This window comes from Nocardioides marmotae, assembly GCF_013177455.1.
Taxonomy (GTDB): domain Bacteria; phylum Actinomycetota; class Actinomycetes; order Propionibacteriales; family Nocardioidaceae; genus Nocardioides; species Nocardioides marmotae.
In genome coordinates this window covers 4142915-4160581 of the sequence record NZ_CP053660.1, presented here as the reverse complement: position 1 = coordinate 4160581, position 17667 = coordinate 4142915, and the positions used below count along the sequence as shown (strand labels likewise).

Sequence of the window (17667 nt, the reverse complement as noted above, 5' to 3'; positions counted from 1 at the left end):
CGCTTGACACCGGTAGGTGGAACAACAATGCTGCAGTCGTTTGCAGTAGTTGTCGCGTGATGGGACGAGGCCGGAGGAATCATGGACGAGCTGGTCGCCTCTGCGGTGTCCCACTGGGGTCCCAGGTTCACGGTCAACGGGGTCACCGTCGCCGACTTCGAGCGGGTCACGGCCGAGCTCGAGCACTGGGCTGACTGGTGTGCGGCGTGGGTAGGTGCGGGGGCCGAGCACGAGGCGTTGGGTCGCGCCGCCCTGGCCGAGGGGCGGTCGCGCTCGGCCGGCGAGCACCTGGCTCAGGCCGCGGTCTACCACCACTTCGCCAAGTTCGTCTTCGTCGAGGACCTCGACCAGATGCGGGCCGCACATGCTCGCGCGGTGGCGTGCCTCGACGCCGCGCTGCCACACCTGGACCCGCCGGGGCGCCGCGTCGAGGTGCCGTTCGAGGGGAGCCGGCTGGTGGCGATCCTCCGAGTGCCGGCGGGGGCCGGCCCGCATGCCGTGGTCGTGCTGGTGCCGGGGCTGGACTCGACCAAGGAGGAGCTGCGCTCCACGGAGGAGACGTTCCTGGTCCGTGGCCTGGCGACGTTCACCCTCGACGGCCCAGGCCAGGGGGAGGCGGAGTACGACCTGCCGATCCGGGGGGACTGGGCGCCGGTCGCCGAGGCCCTGTGGGACGTGCTCGGTGGTCTCCCCGAGGTCGATCGCTCCCGACTCGGGCTCTGGGGGGTGAGCCTGGGGGGGTACTACGCGCCGCGGGTCGCCGCCGCCCTCGGCGATCGGGCCTCGGCGTGCGTCTCGCTGGCCGGCCCGTTCAACTTCGGGGAGTGCTGGGAGCGGCTGCCGCGACTGACGCGCGACACGTTCCGGGTGCGCTCGGCGTCGGGAACCGACGAGGAGGCGCGCCGGGTGGCGCTCACGCTGACCATGGCCGACGCCGCCGCCGACCTGGTCGCCCCCCTGTTGATCGTCTTCGGCCGCCAGGACCGGCTGATCCCGTGGCAGGACGCCCTGCGCCTGCGCGACGCCGTATCCGGCCCGGTCGAGCTGCTGATGCTCGAGGACGGCAACCACGGCTGCGCGAACGTCGCGCCCTGGCACCGTCCGCGCACCGCCGACTGGCTGGCCGCCCGGCTCGCCGCCCCCTCCGCAGAGACCTCAGCCGGCAGCGTCGCTGTCAGCTCCCCAGACAGTGCCCTCCTCACCTCCCCGAACCAGAAGGCAGGCTCATGACCGACACTTCCGTCCCGCAGCCCGGCACCCTCACCATCGGCTGGATCGGCGCCGGCCGGATGGGGGCTGCGATGGCCAGCCGCCTGGCCACGGCGGGCGAGGACGTCACCGTCTGGAACCGGACGCGGGCGAAGGCCGAGGCGCTGACCGAGGTGGGTTGCCGGGTCGCCGACACGATCGCGGACCTGCGTGGTCGCGATGTCGTCTTCACGATGGTCTCGACCCCGGCCGACCTCGAGCAGGTGCTGGTCGGTGAGGGCGGACTGCTGGCCGACGCGAGCGACGTGCCGAAGGTCGTCGTCGACTGCTCGACCGTCTCGAGTGAGTCCTCGGCCGCGATGCGCGCCGCCTGCGCCGAGCGAGGGGTCGACTTCCTCGCAGCGCCGGTCAGCGGCAACGGCAAGGTCGTGCGGTCGGGTGGCCTCAGCCTCGTCGTCTCGGGGCCGGAGGAGACCTGGGAGCGGATCGAGCCGCTGCTCGCCCACCTCGGCAAGGGCGCGACGTACGTCGGCGAGGGCGAGCTCGCCCGGCTGGCCAAGATCTGCCACAACGTGATGCTCGGCGTGGTGACCCAGAACCTGGCCGAGATCACGGTGCTGGCGGAGAAGGGCGGCATCCCGCGCGCGGCGTTCCTGGCGTTCCTCAACGACTCGGTGATGGGCTCGGTCTTCACCCGGTACAAGTCCCCGGCCTTCGTCAACCTCGACTTCACCCCGACCTTCACCCCCGTGCTGCTCCGCAAGGACTTCGACCTCGGGTTCGCCGCCGCCCACGACCTCGACGTGCCCATGCCGGTCGCTGCGGCCGCCGCCGCCGCGGTCCAGGCCAGCGTGAGCAGCGGCCGGGTCGAGGAGGACTTCGCGATCCTGCTCGAGATGCAGGCGCAGAGCTCGGGCATCACGTTGAAGCCCGAGGACGTGGCGGTCGACGACGGGCTCGGTGGATGAGCGCGCCTCTGCCCGCACCGGGACACATGGGGGTCGACTACGAGGAGAGGGTCGACTTCGACCGACTGCGCCGCTACCGGCTCGGCCGCGCGCAGGCCGCGCTGGAGGGCAGCGAGTGCGGTGCGTTCCTGCTCTTCGACTTCTACAACATCCGCTACACGACCCAGACCTGGATCGGCGGCGCCCTCGGCGACAAGATGATCCGCTACGCCCTGCTGGCCCGCGGCAAGGAGCCGGTGCTGTGGGACTTCGGGTCCGCGGTGAAGCACCACAAGAGGTACAGCCGGTGGGTCCCGGAGAAGAACTACCGCGCGGGCTTCCTCGGCTTCCGCGGCGCCGTCGCGCCCTCCGTTGGGCTGATGAGCGACGCGGTCGCCGAGATCAAGTCGCTGCTGGTCGAGGCGGGAGTGGCGGACCTGCCGGTCGGCATGGACATCGTCGAGCCGCCGTTCCTCTTCGAGATGCAGCGCCAGGGCCTGCGGGTCGTCGACGCCCAGCAGCTGATGCTCGATGCCCGCTGCATCAAGAGCCAGGACGAGATCATCCTGCTCAACCAGGCAGCGGCGATGGTCGACGGCGTCTACCAGGACATCGTCGAGGTCCTCAAGCCCGGCATCCGGGAGAACCAGATCGTCGCGCTGGCCAACCAGCGTCTCTACGAGATGGGCTCGGACCAGGTCGAGGCCGTCAACGCGATCTCCGGGGAGCGGTGCAACCCCCACCCCCACAACTTCACCGACCGGCTGATCCGCCCGGGTGACCAGGCGTTCTTCGACATCATCCACTCCTTCAACGGCTACCGGACCTGCTACTACCGCACCTTCGCGGTCGGCAGCTCGACCCCGGCCCAGCGCGACGCCTACGCGCGGGCGCGGGAGTGGATGGACCGCGGCATCGACGGCATCAAGGCCGGGGTCGGTACCGACGAGGTCGCGGCGCTGCTGCCGGCCGCCGAGGACTTCGGGTTCGACAGCGAGATGGAGGCGTTCGGGCTCCAGTTCGCCCATGGCCTGGGCCTGGGCCTCCACGAGCGACCGATCATCTCCCGGCTGAACTCGATGAAGGAGCCGGTCGAGCTCCAGGTCGGGATGGTCTTCGCCCTGGAGACCTACTGCCCGGCCTCCGACGGCGTCTCCGCGGCGCGGATCGAGGAGGAGATCGTCATCACCGAGGACGGACCGAAGGTCCTCACCCTCTTCCCTGCCCAGGAGCTCGTCGTCGCCAATCCGTACTAGCCGTCCGGCCGGGCGGCGCGGCTGCGCCCGCAGCCCACCGGCCCGGCTCGGTCCCAGAAAGGCACTCCCATGGCTGACTTCTCCCTCGACCAGATCTCCGACCTGCCCCTCGACCTCTACATCGGCGGCAAGGTCGTGCCCGCCTCCGACGGCGGTCGCTTCGACGTGCTCGACCCGGCGACCGGCGCGGTGCTCACCTCCGTCGCCGACGGCACCGTCGAGGACGCGATGGCGGCGGTCGACGCGGCCGACGCGGCGGCTGCCGACTGGGCGGCGACGGCGCCGCGCGAGCGGGCAGAGATCCTGCGGCGGGCCTTCGACCTGATGACTGAACGGCGCGAGGAGGTCGCTCACCTGATCTCACTGGAGAACGGCAAGGCGCTGCCCGACGCACGTGGGGAGACCGCCTACGCGGCGGAGTTCTTCCGCTGGTACGCCGAGGAGGCGGTCCGCGGGTCCGGCTCGGTGATGACCGCACCGTCGGGGGCCAACAAGATCGTGGTGCTGCGGCAGCCGGTCGGCATCTGCGTGCTGGTCACCCCCTGGAACTTCCCGGCCGCGATGGCGACCCGCAAGATCGGCCCGGCGCTCGCCGCCGGCTGCACGGTCATCCTCAAGCCGGCCTCGGACACCCCGCTCACGGCGCTGCTGATGGCCAGGATCCTCGAGGACGCCGGCGTCCCGGCCGGCGTCGTCAACGTGCTCCCCGCGCGCCGGTCCGGCGCGGTCGTCTCGGCCATGCTGCACGACCCGCGGGTGCGCAAGCTGTCGTTCACCGGCTCCACCGAGGTCGGCCGGGTGCTGCTGCGCGAGGCCGCCGACCAGGTCGTGAACTGTTCCATGGAGCTCGGCGGCAACGCCCCGTTCCTCGTCCTGGACGACGCCGACCTCGACGCCGCGGTCGAGGGCGCGATGATCGCCAAGATGCGCAACGCGGGCGAGGCCTGCACCGCCGCGAACCGCTTCTACGTCCACGAGGCGGTCGCTGGGGAGTTCGGCCGCCGCCTGGCAGAGCAGATGTCCTCGATGCGCGTCGGTCCCGGCACCCGCGACGACACCGAGGTCGGCCCGCTCGTCAACGAGGAGTCGGCCGCGAAGGTCGACCAGCTCGTCCAGGGCGCGGTCGCCGCCGGCGCCCGCGTGGTCGTGGGCGGCCGGCGCCCGGACCGGGAGGGCTTCTACTACGAGCCGACCGTGCTGCTCGACGTACCGCTCGGCGCTGAGATCCTCGGCGAGGAGATCTTCGGCCCCGTCGCCCCGGTCATCACCTTCACCGACGAGGACGAGGCGGTCCGGATGGCCAACGACACCGAGTACGGCCTGGTCTCCTACATCTACACCCGCGACCTGGCCCGCGGCCTGCGCCTCAGCGAGCGCCTCGACTCCGGCATGGTCGGCCTCAACCGGGGCCTGGTCTCCGATCCCGCCGCCCCCTTCGGCGGCACCAAGCAGTCCGGCATCGGGCGCGAGGGCGGGCACGAGGGGATGCTCGACTACCTGGAGTCCAAGTACGTCGCCGTCAGCTGGTGAGGCGCTGAGGCATCAGCGGAGCGTGACCTGGACCGCGCCGAGGGCGCCCGCGTCGGCGACCCACCGGCCGGCCGCGGCGGGGAGCGGCGCCACGACAGATCCGGTGATGACGACGTCGCCGGCCACCAGCGCGGCCCCACAGGCGCCGAGGGTGCCGGCCATCGAGGCCAGCACGGCGCCGAGCTCGCCGGTGAGGGCCTCGGGGTCGGCGGTGGCCGACACCTCCTCGCCGTCGCGCCGGACGGAGAACGACAGCGGCGAGGGTCGCTCGGGGAGCACCGGACCGAGCAGCACGTGCCGGTGGAAGATGTTGTCGGCCAGGACCTGCCCGAGGTCGTGGGGAGGGAACGAGACGTCGGCGAGCTCGATCGCGACCGACCAGCCGCCGACGGAGGCCAGCGCCTCCTCGGGCGAGGCGCCGGGGCCGAGGTCGGCAGCGAGGTGAGCGGCGACCTCGGCCTCGAGCACCGGCTTCGCCCACCTCGAGACCTCGACCAGGGCACCGGAGGCCACCTGGCGGTCGCGGGTCAGGAAGCCGACGAGGGGACGATCGGTGCCCCAGGACGCGAGTGCCGCAGGGGCGCCGAAGCCCGCCTTCCAGCCGAGCGCCCCGGCACCCCGGGCGAGCGCCCGGTCCCGGGCCGCCAGCATCCGCGCCGTGCCCTGGGCGATGCGCGGGTCCAGCGCGCTCATTCCGGGTCGGCGAACGACTCGTCCGGACCGGGCAGGCCGTAGCCGGCCGCCTCGAGCGAGCCGGCACCGCTCCAGCCCCAGATCAGCAGCACGTCCTCCTCGCCGGTGTTGACGAACCCGTGGTAGTTGCCGCGGGGGGTGAAGATGACGTCCCCGGCCTGGGAGGGCTCGCGTCCGTGGTTGGTGTGGATCTCGCCCCGGCCCGACATGACCACGAGGAACTCGTCGGCGTCGGGGTGCAGGTGCCGGTCGTGCCGGGCGCCCGGCGGGAGCACCGTGCGGCCGACGGTCAGGCCGTCGGAACCGCCGCGCTCGGAGTTGATGAGGTACTGCACCTGCATGTCGACCCACCCCTCGTCCTCGCGCAGGTCCTGCTCGAGCGGGACGTCGTCGATCGTGGTGCGGAACACCGGCCTCGCGGGCTGCTGGGACTGCTGGGACTGCTGGGACTGTTCGGGCTGCTGGGGCACGGTGTCGCTCATCGGATCACTCCTGCTGCTCGGCGGTAGACGTCAGCGACGCTGACGAGGAAGTCACGATCGGCGAGGTCGCTGCTGCGTGCCGCGCTGAGCATCTCGCTCGCCGCCGAGCAGGTCGGCACCATCGCGCCGAGCCTGCGGGCGAGCTCCTGGGCGAGGACGAGGTCCTTCTGCTGGAGCTCCACATCGGCGTACACCTCGTCGTCGTCGACCAGCAGCGGAGCCCGGTAGCCGATCACCGGCGAGGCGATCACGCTCTTCAACGCGGCGTCGACGACGGCGGCCCGGTCGACACCGGCCTTCTCCACGAGCGTCACGGCCTCCGCGAACGCGGTCACCGAGACCACCAGCGAGAGGTTGATGGCGACCTTGGTGAGGATCGCGTGCCCGTTGGGGCCGATGTAGGTGACCTTGGGGCCGATCGCGTGCAGCAGCTGCTCGACGTGGTCGTACGCCGCCCGGTCGCCGCCGACCATCACCGACATCTGGCCGGCGGCGAGCGTGGCGGGGCTGCCGGACACCGGGGTGTCGAGGTAGAACGCGCCGGTCGAGGCGACGGCCTCGCCGAGGGCCACGCTGGTGTCGGGGGCGATCGTGCTCAGGTCGGCCCACACCGACCCCGGTCGCAGACCGGCGATCAGGCCGTCCTCGCCGTGGGCGTTGGCCTCGATCGCGGCGGTGTTGGTCAGCATCGTGAAGACCACGTCGCACTGCTCGGCCACCTCGCGCGGGGTGTCGGCCCATCCCATGCCGGCGGCCAGCAGGTCCTCGGCCTTGGCCTTGGTCCGGTTCCAACCGGTGAGGCAGTGGCCGGCGTCCATGATCCGTCGGGCGATCCCGCTGCCCATCGCGCCGAGCCCCACGAAGCCGACCCGCTCGATCCTCCGCATCGCGCTCATCGCCCGCCCCCGCCCCCGCGGGTGAAGGTCGTGAAGACCTCGGGGCAGTGCGCGCGGACCGTCGAGGACTCCGGGCGCGGGGTGCCCTCCCGCGCGCCGCGCTCCATCTCGGCGCGCATCTCGGCGTCCATCGCCTCCATCGGCACGTAGCTGATGCGTGGCATCGGGTTCTCTCCTCTACTCCGGGGTCTGCTCCTGGCGTTCCGAGGCCTCGATGGCCCGGATGATCGAGTCGGCGTCGAGCGGCAGGTCCCGCACGCGTACGCCGATGGCCCGGTGGACCGCGTTGGCGATCGCCGCCGCAGTCGGTCCCTGGGCGGCCTCCCCCGCGCCGAGCGAGGGCTCGTCGGAGTCGACGAGGTGGACGTCGACGGGCGGTGCCTCGCTGAAGGTGAGGATCGGGTAGCGCTCCCAGTCCGTCGTGGTGATCCGGCGCCGGTCGAAGCGGACCCGCTCCTTGGTGGTCCAGCTGACCGACTGCGTCGCGCCGCCCTCGAGCTGGTTGCGGGCGCCGTCGGGGTTGACGACCAGCCCGATGTCGGCGACGACCGTGAGGCGCCGTACCTCCACCGCGGAGATGGCGGTGACCTCGGCGACCACGGCGCAGTAGGCGCCCGTGTCCTTGTAGCGCGCGAAGCCGAGGCCGCGCCCGGCGGCCTCGGGGAGCGGCTCGGTCCAGCCCGCGAGCCGGGCGGCCTCGGCGACGACGTGGCGGGCCCGCTCGTCGGAGAGATGTTCGAGCCGGAAGTCGACCGGGTCGGCGCCGGCCGCGAGCGCCAGCTCGTCCATGAAGCTCTCGATGGCGAAGACGTTGAGGTAGGCGCCGAGCGCGCGCATCGCCGAGGTCCGGAACGGACTGTCCATGCGCCGGTGACCGGTCACCCGGCGCGGGCCGACGTCGTAGAGGGGCACCGCGTTGCGGGTGGTGCCGCCGCCGGAAGCCAGGGGCGGATCGGTGGGCTGGGGCAGGTCGATGGGCGTCGCGAGGTGGGCCGCGGCCAGCAGCCCGGGAGCGCCGCGGTAGCCGGGGCGCGAGGAGTGGCCGAGGCCGACCACGTCGTAGGACCAGCCGGTGATCCGCCCCTCGACCAGTCCGGCGGACACCGTCGCGGCCATCGCCGGGGACAGGGGCGCCCAGCAGAGCTCGTCGGGCCGCGTCCACCGCGCCTGGACGGGACGCCCCGGCACCGCCCGCGCCAGCAGGACCGCGTCGAAGGCCGCGTCGTCGGCGGCGTTGTGGCCGTAGCAGCCGGCGTTCTCGGCGTGCTCGACCTCGATCGCCGCCGGGTCGAGCGCCAGTGCTCCGGCGATGGCGAGGCGCAGCAGGTGGATGCCCTGGCTGTGGCTCCACACGCGCACCCGCGCGGAGTCCCAGAGCGCCATCCCCACGCTCGGGGCGATGGAGGCGTGCGCCAGCAGCGGCTTGGAGTACGACGCCGTCACGGTGCCCGGGGCCGGGGACTCCTCGAGCACCTCGATCGCCTCGTGCGGACCGGCGCGCAGCCACTCGACCATCCCGGACTCCTCGGGCAGCGAGTCGACCTCCGCCCAGCTGCAGTCGCGGGCCAGCTGCTCGAGTGCCCGGTCCACATCGGCCTCACGCTCGCCGACGACGCCGACGAACGACCCGTCGCGGACCAGCGCGACGCCGGGTGCCTGCCAGTCGGGGGCGAGCGACACCAGCCGGGCCCCGGGCGACGGCGGCCGCAGCACCCGCCCGTGCAGCAGGCCCTCGGGGCGCAGGTCGGCCAGGAAGCGCGGCCGGCCGAGCACCTTGTCCGGCAGGTCGAGCCGAGGCACGTCCAGCCCCACCGCCGTGGGCCGCACCGGCCCGGCGGTCGGCGCGGTGCAGAGATCGGTGTCGGGGTCCAGGGCGGCGATCCGGCCGACGTACCCCTCCTCGGCCGGGTCGGCCATCGCCCGGACCACGGCCCCGACGTGGCGCAGCGCCGCGCCGGCCTGCAGCACCGACAGGCTCCCCGCGGTCAGGCCCTCGTCGGGGCCGTGGGCGGTGTCAGCGGGGACCATCCGGATGCCGGCGACCGGCAGCGCGAGCGCATCGGCCGCGACCTGCGCGAGCGCGGTGAGGATCCCCTGGCCCAGCTCGACCTTCCCGACGTGCACCTCGACGCCCGGCCCGTCGGCGGTGTCGGCGACGCTCAGCCAGGTCCCGAGCCGGGGGTTGTCCACGACGTGCGGTGGCAGCGCGCTCACGCCGGCTCCCGCGCGGCGAGCACGGCCTCGATGATGCGCCGCTGCGCCCCGCACCGGCACAGGTTGCGGTCGAGCGCCTCGGCGACCCGGTCGGCATCGGCCGCGGGCTCGTCGCGCAGCAGCACGGCCGCGCGCACCACGATGCCGGAGATGCAGAATCCGCACTGCGCGGCCTGCCGGTCGAGGATCGCCTGCTGTACCGGGTGCGGCCGGCCGTCGCGGGAGAGGCCCTCCACGGTGGTGATCGAGCGGTCGGCCACCTGCCACATCGGCGTCTGGCAGGACGGCACCACGGTGCCGTCGACCTCCACGAAGCACGCCCCGCACAGCCCTTGCCCGCAGCCGAAGCGGGTGCCGACCAGCCCGAGCTCGTCGCGGAGCGCGGTGAGCAGCGAGGTCTCGTGGTCGCCGGCGAGCGTGGCGGGGGCCCCGTTGAGGGTGAGATCCATCAGTCGAAGACCTCCGGGTGGCGCGCGAGCGCGTTGCGGGTGCGGCGGATGTGCCCCTCGAGGTACCGCTCGGCGTCGGAGGGGTCGCGGCGTACCACCGCGTCGAGGATCAGCCGGTGCTCGGCGTTGACGACCCACATCCGGCCGTGCCCGCCGAGCGCGACGTAGGCGCGGCGGTAGTGCTGGGTGGAGTTCCAGAGCCGGGTGACGTTCTGGTTCAGCGGCTCGATCGAGCACCCGCTGTAGGTGAGCATGTGGAACTCGCGGTCCAGGTCGAGGAACTTCTCCAGGTCGTCGTTGTCCTCGATCCGTTGCTGCACCTCCTCGAGCCGCTCGTGGTCGAGCGCGGTGAGCTGCGGAAGGCTCTCGACGAGGGCCAGCGGCTCCAGCCGCTCCCGCATCCGGTAGATCACGTCGACCTCGTGCTGGGTCAGCCGCGGCACGCGCGCACCTTTGTGCGGCTCGTGCTCGGTCAGGCCTTCGGCCTCCAGCATGCGCAGCGCCTCGCGCACCGGCAGCCGGCTCGCCCCGAGCCGCGCCGCCACCTCCTCCTGGCGGAGACGGTCACCCGGCAAGAGGTCGCCGCCGAGGATCGCCTCGCGGAGGTAGGCCGCCACCCGGCTGCTGCTCACGTCAGTCATGCCGACCATCCTGACGGCCCAGGACGCTCGCGGTCCCAGCGCTTGCCCTCGGGATAGGAGACCAGCTCGAACTGCATCCCCCACGGGCTCAGGAAGTAGATCCACCGGTTGCCCTCCGCCGGCCCCGTGCTGGCCGTGGGGCCGGCCAGCACGTGCACGCCGCTCGCCCGGAGATGGTCGATCGCGGCGTCGAGGTCCTCGACGTAGAGGGCGACGTGGTGACCACCGATGTCGCTGTTGCGCGGAACCCCCTCGCGCTGGTCCGGTGCGGCGTAGTGGAAGACCTCGAAGACCGCCTGGTCCCCGCAGCGGAACCACCGGTTCTCCACCATCTCGGCGCGCGGGTGCACGTTGAGGTGGGTCAGCATCCAGTCGTCGTCCTCCTCGCGCCGGAAGGGGCCGAGCGAGTAGAGGTACTCGCAGCCGAGCACGTCGACGAGGAAGTCCTGGGCCTCGTCGAGATCGGGCACGGTGAAGCCGACGTGGTCCATCCGGCGGAGGCCGGGCATCGGCATGGAGAGCCCCTTTCGGATCCGATCACCTGTGGGGCGCAGCAAAGCACGACGGAATGTGTGGCGTCCACCACACCGTACTCTAGATTTCGGATCCAATCCTGTGTCAAGGTCGGCTGACCGAAGGACCTCGCCGAGGAGCACCCATGCCCGAGCACCGCCCTCTCGCCCCCGCGTCGCCCTGGGTCGAGGTCGTCGCCACCGAGTCCGACTGGGACGCGGCCGACCCGGACCTGCTGCGGTCGATCTACGCCCAGCTGGTCTGGATCCGCACCTTCGAGCAGTACGTCCTCGACCTGGCCAGCGGGGGCCTCATCCACGGCCCGGCGCACTCGAGCATCGGCCAGGAGGGTGGCGCGGTGGGCTCCGTGCTCGCCCTCTCCAGCGAGGACTCCGTCAACGGTTCGCACCGCGGCCACCACCAGTTCCTGGCCAAGGCGCTGCACCATGTCGAGCCGAAGGGCCTCGACCCGCTGGAGCCGCCGGCCGACGCGGTCCGCGAGGTGCTGCTGAAGACCCTCGCGGAGATCTGCGGCCTGGACCGCGGGTGGAGCCACGGCAGGGGCGGCTCGATGCACCTGCAGTGGAAGGACGCCGGAGCGATGGGCACCAACGCCATCGTCGGTGGTGGCGTCCCGCAGGCGGCCGGCTTCGCCTGGTCCCACCGGTACTCCGGCAGCGACGCCGTCGCGGTCACCTACTTCGGGGACGGCGCGATCAACATCGGCTCGACGCTGGAGACGATGAACATCGCGGCCGCCTGGTCGCTGCCGGTCTGCTTCTTCATCGAGAACAACCAGTACGCCGTCTCCACCTCCGTCCACGAGTCGACAGCCGAACCGCGGCTCTCGGCGCGCGGCCTCGGATTCAACATCGCCAGCTGGAAGGTCGACGGCATGGACCCCCTCGCGGTCCACCTCGCCATGACCGAGGCCGTCGAGCACATGCGCCGCGGCCGGGGGCCGAGCGTCGTCGAGGTCGACACCTACCGCTTCTTCCACCAGAACGGCGCCTTCGCCGGCAGCGCATTCGGCTACCGGAGCAAGGAGGAGGAGCGCTCCTGGCGCGCCCGCGACCCGCTCCTGCAGACCGCTGCACAGCTGCAGCGGCGCGGCATCATGTCCGCCGAGGAGACCGCGCAGGCGGTCGCCACCGCCAAGGCCGTCATGGAGGAGATCGGGAGCGTGCTCGTCGAGCCGCTCCCCGGCGGCAAGCCCGGCGAGCGCCGGATCAAGCCGGCCGAGTGGCCCGACCCGGACTGGGTCGACGTCGGCGTACGCGGCGACCTCTCCGAGCTCTCCTCCGTCCGGGTCGTCCAGCCGGACGGCCACGCCGTCCCCGTGCAGGAGACCACGTTCATCGAGTCGGTCGCCGCCGTCATGGGGCGCCGCATGGAGACCGACCCCGGTGTCGTCGTGATGGGCGAGGACGTCCACCGGCTCAACGGCGGCACCAACGGCGCGACCCGCGGCCTCTCCGACCGCTTCCCCGGCCGCATCCTCGGCACCCCGATCAGCGAGAACGCCTTCGCAGGCCTGGCCGGCGGCATCGCGCTCGACGGTCGCTGCACGCCCGTGGTCGAGTTCATGTACGCCGACTTCATGTGGGTCGCCGCCGACCAGCTGTTCAACCAGATCGGCAAGGCCCGGCACATGTACGGCGGGGAGTCCGGTGTGCCGTTGGTCCTGCGCAGCAAGGTGGCCATGGGCACCGGCTACGGCTCGCAGCACTCCATGGACCCCGCCGGTGTCTTCGCGACCAACCCGGGCTGGCGCATCGTCGCGCCGTCCACCCCCTACGACTACGTCGGGCTGATGAATGCCGCGCTCGCCTGCCAGGACCCCGTGGTCGTGCTCGAGCACGTCGACCTCTACCGCTCCTCGGGCCCCGGTCCGATCGACGACCTCGACTACGTGCTGCCCGTGGGCAAGGCGGTCGTGCGCCGCCCCGGGAACGACGTCACGGTGCTCACCTACCTCGGGATGGTGGCGTTCGTGCTCGAGGCGGTCGAGGAGTTCGGCCAGGTCGATGCCGAGGTGATCGACCTGCGCTGGCTGGACCGCGCGAGCATCGACTGGGACCTCATCGAGGAGTCGCTGACCAGGACCAACCAGGTCCTGATCGCGGAGCAGGGCGCGGTCGGCACGTCGTACGGCGGATGGCTCGCCGATGAGATCCACCGCCGGTTCTTCGACCTGCTCGACGCACCGGTCCGCAGGGTCACCGGCGCCGAGGCGTCGCCCAGCATCAGCAGGGTGCTCGAGCGCGCGGCCATCGCCCAGAAGGACGAGGTCATCGCCGAGCTCGCCGAGATCGCGAGGTACTGACGTGCCCACCCTGCTGCGCATGCCCGAGGTCGCCGCCAATGCGACCGAGGCGGTCCTCGCCGACTGGCTCGTGGCTGAGAACGCCGAGTTCGCCGCTTCCGACGCGATCGCCACGGTCGAGACCGAGAAGGCGATCGTCGACGTCGAGGCCGACGACGCAGGCGTCGTGCTCAGGCGGCTGGTCGAGCCCGGCTCCCAGGTGGAGGTGGGCGCCCCGATCGCGGTCCTCGGGACGCCGGGGGAGTCGGTCGACGACCTCGACGCAGCGCTCGTCGCGCTCGGCGTCGCGGTGACCGCTCCGGTCGGTCCTGAGCGCGGGGACCTGGCCGACGCCTCGCCCGACCCTGCGGCCGACACGGCTGCTCAGGACCCCCTCGACGCCCCCGTCGACGCCCCGGTCGACCCTGAGTCGGGGGCGCCGCTCCAGGAGGAGGCACCGGCCCCCGTGCGGTCGAACGGCCGGGTCTTCACCAGCCCGCTCGCCCGCAAGATCGCGAAGGAAGGCGGCCTCCTCGTCGAGGACATCACCGGAACCGGGCCACGCGGACGCATCCTGCGCCGCGACGTCGAAGCGGCGCTGGCAGCGGCCCCGTCCCAGTCCGCCGCCCCCGCGCCGACCCCCGCGCCGACCCCCGCGCCGACCCCCGCCGAGATCCCCCACACCCGGCTGCGCCGCGCCGTTGCCGCCCGGCTCACCGAGAGCAAGCAGACCGCGCCCCACTTCTACCTCCGCACGACGGTGCGCGCCGATGCGCTCGTCGCGCTACGCGCCGAGATCAACGACGGCGACGTGCGGGTCTCGCTCAACGACATGGTCGTCAAGGGGGTCGCCGCGGCGCACCGCGCCGTCCCCGAGATGAACGTCGTGTGGACCCCGGACGCGGTCCGCACCTTCGACACCGTCGACATCGCGGTGGCGGTCGCCACCGACCGCGGACTGATGACGCCGGTGGTCCGCGACGTCACCTCGCTGACGGTCGGTGCGGTGGCCGAGAGGGTCCGCGACCTGGCCGGTCGCGCTCGGGACGGCAGCCTCAAGCAGGACGAGCTCGAGGGCGGAACGATCAGCGTCACCAACCTCGGCATGTACGGCGTCGAGGAGTTCGCCGCCATCATCAACCCGCCGCACGCCGCGATCCTGGCGGTCGGTGCGGTCCGCGACGAACCCGTCGTGGAGGACGGGTTGGTCGTCCCCGGCAAGCTGATGACGCTCACGCTCTCGGTCGACCACCGCCCCGTCGACGGCGTCGTCGCCGCCCGCTGGCTGGCCGCGCTGACGCAGCTGCTCGAGCGCCCGTTCCGCTTGCTCACCTGACTCCGGCGCCGCCGGCGCCGCGAAGTGTCTGGAGAGAACAGATGGAGCTGAGCAGAAGAACGGTGCTGGGCGGTGCGGCCGCGAGCGGCGCCCTGGGTGCGGCGGCCTCGCCCGCCGCCTCGAAGCCGGGGGCGTCGCGCCACCGGGAGTTCGTCGTCACCGGCGCCCACGTGGTGTCGATGGATCCCAGGGTCGGTGACCTCCCGGACGGGGACATCCACGTCCGCAACGGCCGGATCGTGAAGGTCGGCCACCGGCTCCGCGTCCGGGCGCCCCAGATGGACGGGCGCGGCATGATCGCGATGCCCGGCCTCGTCGACACCCACTGGCACCTGTGGACCACGCTCTTCCGCGCGATGTCCAGCAGCTCGCCGGAGACGGCGTACTTCGCGCTCAACATCGCCAACGGCGTGCGCGCCCTGCCCGAAGACCTCTACCACGGTGCCCGGCTCGCGCTGGTCGAGGCGCTCAACACCGGCATCACCACCGTCCACGACTGGTCGCACAACCTGCGCTCGCCGGCGCACGCCGACGCCAACCTGCGCGCACACCGGGAGATCGGCCTGCGGGGTCGCTTCTCCTACGGGACCCCCCAGGGTCACCCCGCGACCTCGCTCGTCGACCTCGACGACATCGCCCGGGTCAAGCGGGAGTGGTTCGACGGCGGCAAGGTCCCGCTCCTCCACCTGGGTCTGGCCGGGCGGCCGCCGGGGCTGGTCGGCGAGGCGGTCTTCCGTCCGGAGTACGACGCCGCGCGAGGTCTCGGCATCCCGGTCAGCTACCACGCGAACTCCACGCGTGCCCACGGCCAGATCGGCATGATCAGGCAGCTGGCCGAGCAGGACATGCTGACGCCGGACACCCAGCTGATCCACGCGCTCTACACGACCGAGGCCGAGCGCGCCGCGGTCCGGGAGAGCGGGGCGTCGGTGAGCATCAGCCCGTGGTCGGAGCTGCTGATCGGGTACGGCGTGACGCCGGTCGGCGAGATGGAGGCCAGCGGCATGCTGATGTCGCTGTCGGTCGACACCCTCTCGCTGGTCGGGTCCGGCGACCTGTGGTCGGTGCTCCGACTCGCGACCGGGCTCTACCGCGGCCTCGCCGAGCAGGAGCTCGCCGTCGGCACCCGGCGGATCCTGCAGATGGCGACGATCGACGCCGCCACGAGCCTCGGTCTCGGCGACGTCGTCGGTTCGCTCACGCCCGGCAAGCGAGCCGACCTCGTGCTCGTCCGCAAGCACGACGTGGGGACGGCGCCGGTCACCGATGTCTCCAACACCCTCGCGCTGGCCACCGGCGCGGAGAACGTCGACACCGTGATCGTCGACGGCCGCCTCCGCAAGCGCCGCGGCGTCCTCGTCGACATCGACGAGGACCGCGTGGTCCGGGGCGCCGAGCGCGCGCTCGCCGCCCTGCTCGCCCGCTGACCGGTCGGCGGGCGGACGGTGATGGGTCCGGATCAGGTCGGGCCCATCACCGTCCCGGGGTCCAGGGCCAGTGCCGTGAGCACCGCGCGGGCCGCGTTGCGGCCCGGTCGCCCGGAGACCGATCCGCCGGGGTGCACGCAGGCGCCGGTCAGGAAGAGCCCGGGCACGTCGGTGTCGTAGCGGGGCCAGCCGGAGACCACCTCGCCGTCGAGGACGAACTCACCGCCGTGGCAGGAGCCGCCGACGTTCTGGGGGTTGTGCGCGGCGACGTCGGGCGGTGACTCGGTGCGGACCGAGAGGATGTCCGCCGGCGCAAGCCCGGTGCAGTGCCGCCGCACCAGGTCGACCAGGCGCGCGCCGTACTCGTCCTTCTCCTGCGACCACGAGCGACCGCCGGCGAGGGAGTACGGCGCGATGGTGAGGATCTTGAAGGTGCCGCCGCCGCTGGCGGGACGGCGGGAGGGGTCCACCGTGGTCTGGTTCACCGCCAGGAGCCAGGGGTCTTCGGCGTCCCACTCGCCCGCGGCGAACCGGTCCAGGTGGGCGACGATCCCCCCGGTCGTGCCCAGCCCGGCCGCCGCGCTCGTGATGCCGGAGGGCCCGAACCGCAGGTCGTCGCGGAGGGCCGCGTGCACGGCGAGCACGCTCAGCCCCGGTCGCCAGCTGTCCCGGGCCCGGTCCAGGTCGCCGGTCGGTGCCCGGCCCTCGAGCATCCCCGAGAGTCCCCGGAGGTGCCCGCCGGTCACCACTGCCCGGCTCGCCCGGACCGTGGCGCCGCTCGCGAGGCGGACACCCGTCGCGCGGTCCCCGTCGGTGAGGACGCCGACCACGGGCGTCCCGCAGACGACGCGGCCACCGCGCCCGGTGATGACGCGGACCAGGGCGTCGGGCAGTGCCTGGCTCCCCCCGACCGGGGTGGTCCAGCCGGCATCGAGCCGCCCGGCCGCCAGCGACGAGGGCAGGAACCCGGTGCCCGGGCGTCGGGGGTCCTGGATCGTGGCCATGGCCAGCCAGAGCATGAAGGAGCGGGTCACCGGGTGGGAGAAGGTCTCGTGGACCACCTCCCACCCGCTACGCCGCCGCAGGGCCCGGTAGCTCCGGGTCGTCTCGTCGTCGGGCTGGGGCAGGCCCGAGCTCCAGCGCCCGTGCGCGGCGGCGAGCCCGCCCCGCCAGGCGCCGATCATCTGCTCGAAGGCGCGGGCGTCCGCGGATGACCATCGCGCCAGCTCGGCCGCCGTCGCGGACAGGTCCCGGTGCATCACCAGCAGCTCGCCGTCGGCCTGCGGGAGGACGACGGCCGGGTCGGTCGCGACGTACTCCAGTCCGTGGTCGGAGAGGAGGCCGAGCTCGTCGTCGCGGATCAGGGGGTTGTTCTGGATGAGCACGTGGGCGCTGCTGCACGAGTCGTGGGCGAAGCCGGGGAGCGTGAGCTCCTCGGTGCGGGTGTTGCCGCCGACCGCCTCTTCTGCCTCCAGCACGAGGACGTCCAGGCCCGCCCGGGCCAGGTAAGCCGCGGCGACGAGCGAGTTGTGGCCCGCGCCGACGACCACGACCTCGGCGGGCTCCGGGCGGGGGTCGGATGACATGGGGGGAGCGTGGCACCAGGCACAACCGATTGCAACGGCTGGACCCTTTCGGCGGGGTCCTGCGATCCGCCCCCCGCCCGGTCGCGGCAGGGATCGGGGACCGTTCCCGCCAAGTCCTTGACAGAGTGTGGCGTGGTTCACAACACTGCAATGGCCGCAATCGATTGCGGCAACCGTGGCAGC

General features: G+C 72.7%; 16 protein-coding genes. 7 read left to right on the top strand and 9 right to left on the bottom strand.

What is annotated here, in order from left to right:
• Positions 1-81: 81 nt before the first annotated feature.
• From HPC71_RS19760 to HPC71_RS19745, 4 genes are all read left to right on the top strand, one after another.
• Positions 82-1230 (top strand): alpha/beta hydrolase family protein, encoded by a 1149-nt coding sequence (locus HPC71_RS19760; protein ID WP_154612517.1) that lies wholly within the window; start codon positions 82-84, stop codon positions 1228-1230.
• A complete protein-coding gene (locus tag HPC71_RS19755) occupies positions 1227-2177 on the top strand; it encodes an NAD(P)-dependent oxidoreductase (RefSeq protein WP_154612518.1) in 951 nt (316 codons plus the stop codon). The genes HPC71_RS19760 and HPC71_RS19755 overlap by 4 nt, the downstream gene beginning before the upstream one ends.
• Entirely contained in the window at positions 2174-3412 is a 1239-nt protein-coding gene (locus HPC71_RS19750; protein ID WP_154612519.1) for a M24 family metallopeptidase, read from the top strand. Before HPC71_RS19755 ends, HPC71_RS19750 begins: the two co-directional genes overlap by 4 nt.
• A 69-nt stretch (positions 3413-3481) precedes the next feature.
• Complete coding sequence (locus HPC71_RS19745; RefSeq protein WP_154612520.1) at positions 3482-4942, top strand: NAD-dependent succinate-semialdehyde dehydrogenase; 1461 nt, start codon at positions 3482-3484, stop codon at positions 4940-4942.
• Between the two features lie 12 nt (positions 4943-4954).
• On the opposite strand, the gene HPC71_RS19740 is transcribed toward HPC71_RS19745, so the two are convergent.
• Genes HPC71_RS19740 through HPC71_RS19705 form a run of 8 tightly spaced genes read right to left on the bottom strand, consistent with a single transcriptional unit; the run spans position 4955 to position 10832 of the window.
• Positions 4955-5635 (bottom strand): fumarylacetoacetate hydrolase family protein, encoded by a 681-nt coding sequence (locus HPC71_RS19740; RefSeq protein ID WP_154612521.1) that lies wholly within the window; start codon positions 5633-5635, stop codon positions 4955-4957.
• Positions 5632-6117 (bottom strand): cupin domain-containing protein, encoded by a 486-nt coding sequence (locus HPC71_RS19735; RefSeq protein WP_154612522.1) that lies wholly within the window; start codon positions 6115-6117, stop codon positions 5632-5634. The genes HPC71_RS19740 and HPC71_RS19735 overlap by 4 nt, the downstream gene beginning before the upstream one ends.
• A complete protein-coding gene (locus HPC71_RS19730) occupies positions 6114-7013 on the bottom strand; it encodes an NAD(P)-dependent oxidoreductase (RefSeq protein ID WP_154612523.1) in 900 nt (299 codons plus the stop codon). Before HPC71_RS19730 ends, HPC71_RS19735 begins: the two co-directional genes overlap by 4 nt.
• Positions 7010-7177 carry a hypothetical protein gene (locus HPC71_RS19725; protein WP_187810973.1) on the bottom strand — a complete coding sequence of 56 codons (168 nt, stop codon included), beginning with the start codon at positions 7175-7177 and terminating at the stop codon, positions 7010-7012. Before HPC71_RS19725 ends, HPC71_RS19730 begins: the two co-directional genes overlap by 4 nt.
• Positions 7178-7190: 13 nt before the next feature.
• Positions 7191-9227, bottom strand: a complete 2037-nt coding sequence (locus HPC71_RS19720; protein WP_171897092.1) for a xanthine dehydrogenase family protein molybdopterin-binding subunit — start codon at positions 9225-9227, stop codon at positions 7191-7193.
• Positions 9224-9676 (bottom strand): (2Fe-2S)-binding protein, encoded by a 453-nt coding sequence (locus HPC71_RS19715; protein WP_154612524.1) that lies wholly within the window; start codon positions 9674-9676, stop codon positions 9224-9226. The genes HPC71_RS19720 and HPC71_RS19715 overlap by 4 nt, the downstream gene beginning before the upstream one ends.
• A complete protein-coding gene (locus HPC71_RS19710; protein ID WP_154612525.1) occupies positions 9676-10317 on the bottom strand; it encodes a GntR family transcriptional regulator in 642 nt (213 codons plus the stop codon). The genes HPC71_RS19715 and HPC71_RS19710 overlap by 1 nt, the downstream gene beginning before the upstream one ends.
• Positions 10314-10832 carry a VOC family protein gene (locus tag HPC71_RS19705; RefSeq protein ID WP_154612526.1) on the bottom strand — a complete coding sequence of 173 codons (519 nt, stop codon included), beginning with the start codon at positions 10830-10832 and terminating at the stop codon, positions 10314-10316. Before HPC71_RS19705 ends, HPC71_RS19710 begins: the two co-directional genes overlap by 4 nt.
• Before the next feature lie 143 nt (positions 10833-10975).
• Here HPC71_RS19705 and HPC71_RS19700 point away from each other — a divergent pair, with 143 nt between their 5' ends.
• The 3 genes from HPC71_RS19700 (at position 10976) to HPC71_RS19690 (ending at position 15898) form a co-directional block, all read left to right on the top strand.
• Entirely contained in the window at positions 10976-13156 is a 2181-nt protein-coding gene (locus tag HPC71_RS19700) for an alpha-ketoacid dehydrogenase subunit alpha/beta (RefSeq protein ID WP_154612527.1), read from the top strand.
• Position 13157: 1 nt separating this feature from the next.
• A complete protein-coding gene (locus tag HPC71_RS19695; protein ID WP_171897091.1) occupies positions 13158-14471 on the top strand; it encodes a dihydrolipoamide acetyltransferase family protein in 1314 nt (437 codons plus the stop codon).
• Positions 14472-14533: 62 nt separating this feature from the next.
• Entirely contained in the window at positions 14534-15898 is a 1365-nt protein-coding gene (locus HPC71_RS19690) for an amidohydrolase family protein (RefSeq protein ID WP_171897090.1), read from the top strand.
• 32 nt (positions 15899-15930) lie between these two features.
• Here HPC71_RS19690 and HPC71_RS19685 read toward each other — a convergent pair whose 3' ends face one another.
• Entirely contained in the window at positions 15931-17484 is a 1554-nt protein-coding gene (locus HPC71_RS19685) for a phytoene desaturase family protein (protein WP_154612529.1), read from the bottom strand.
• Positions 17485-17667: the final 183 nt, after the last annotated feature.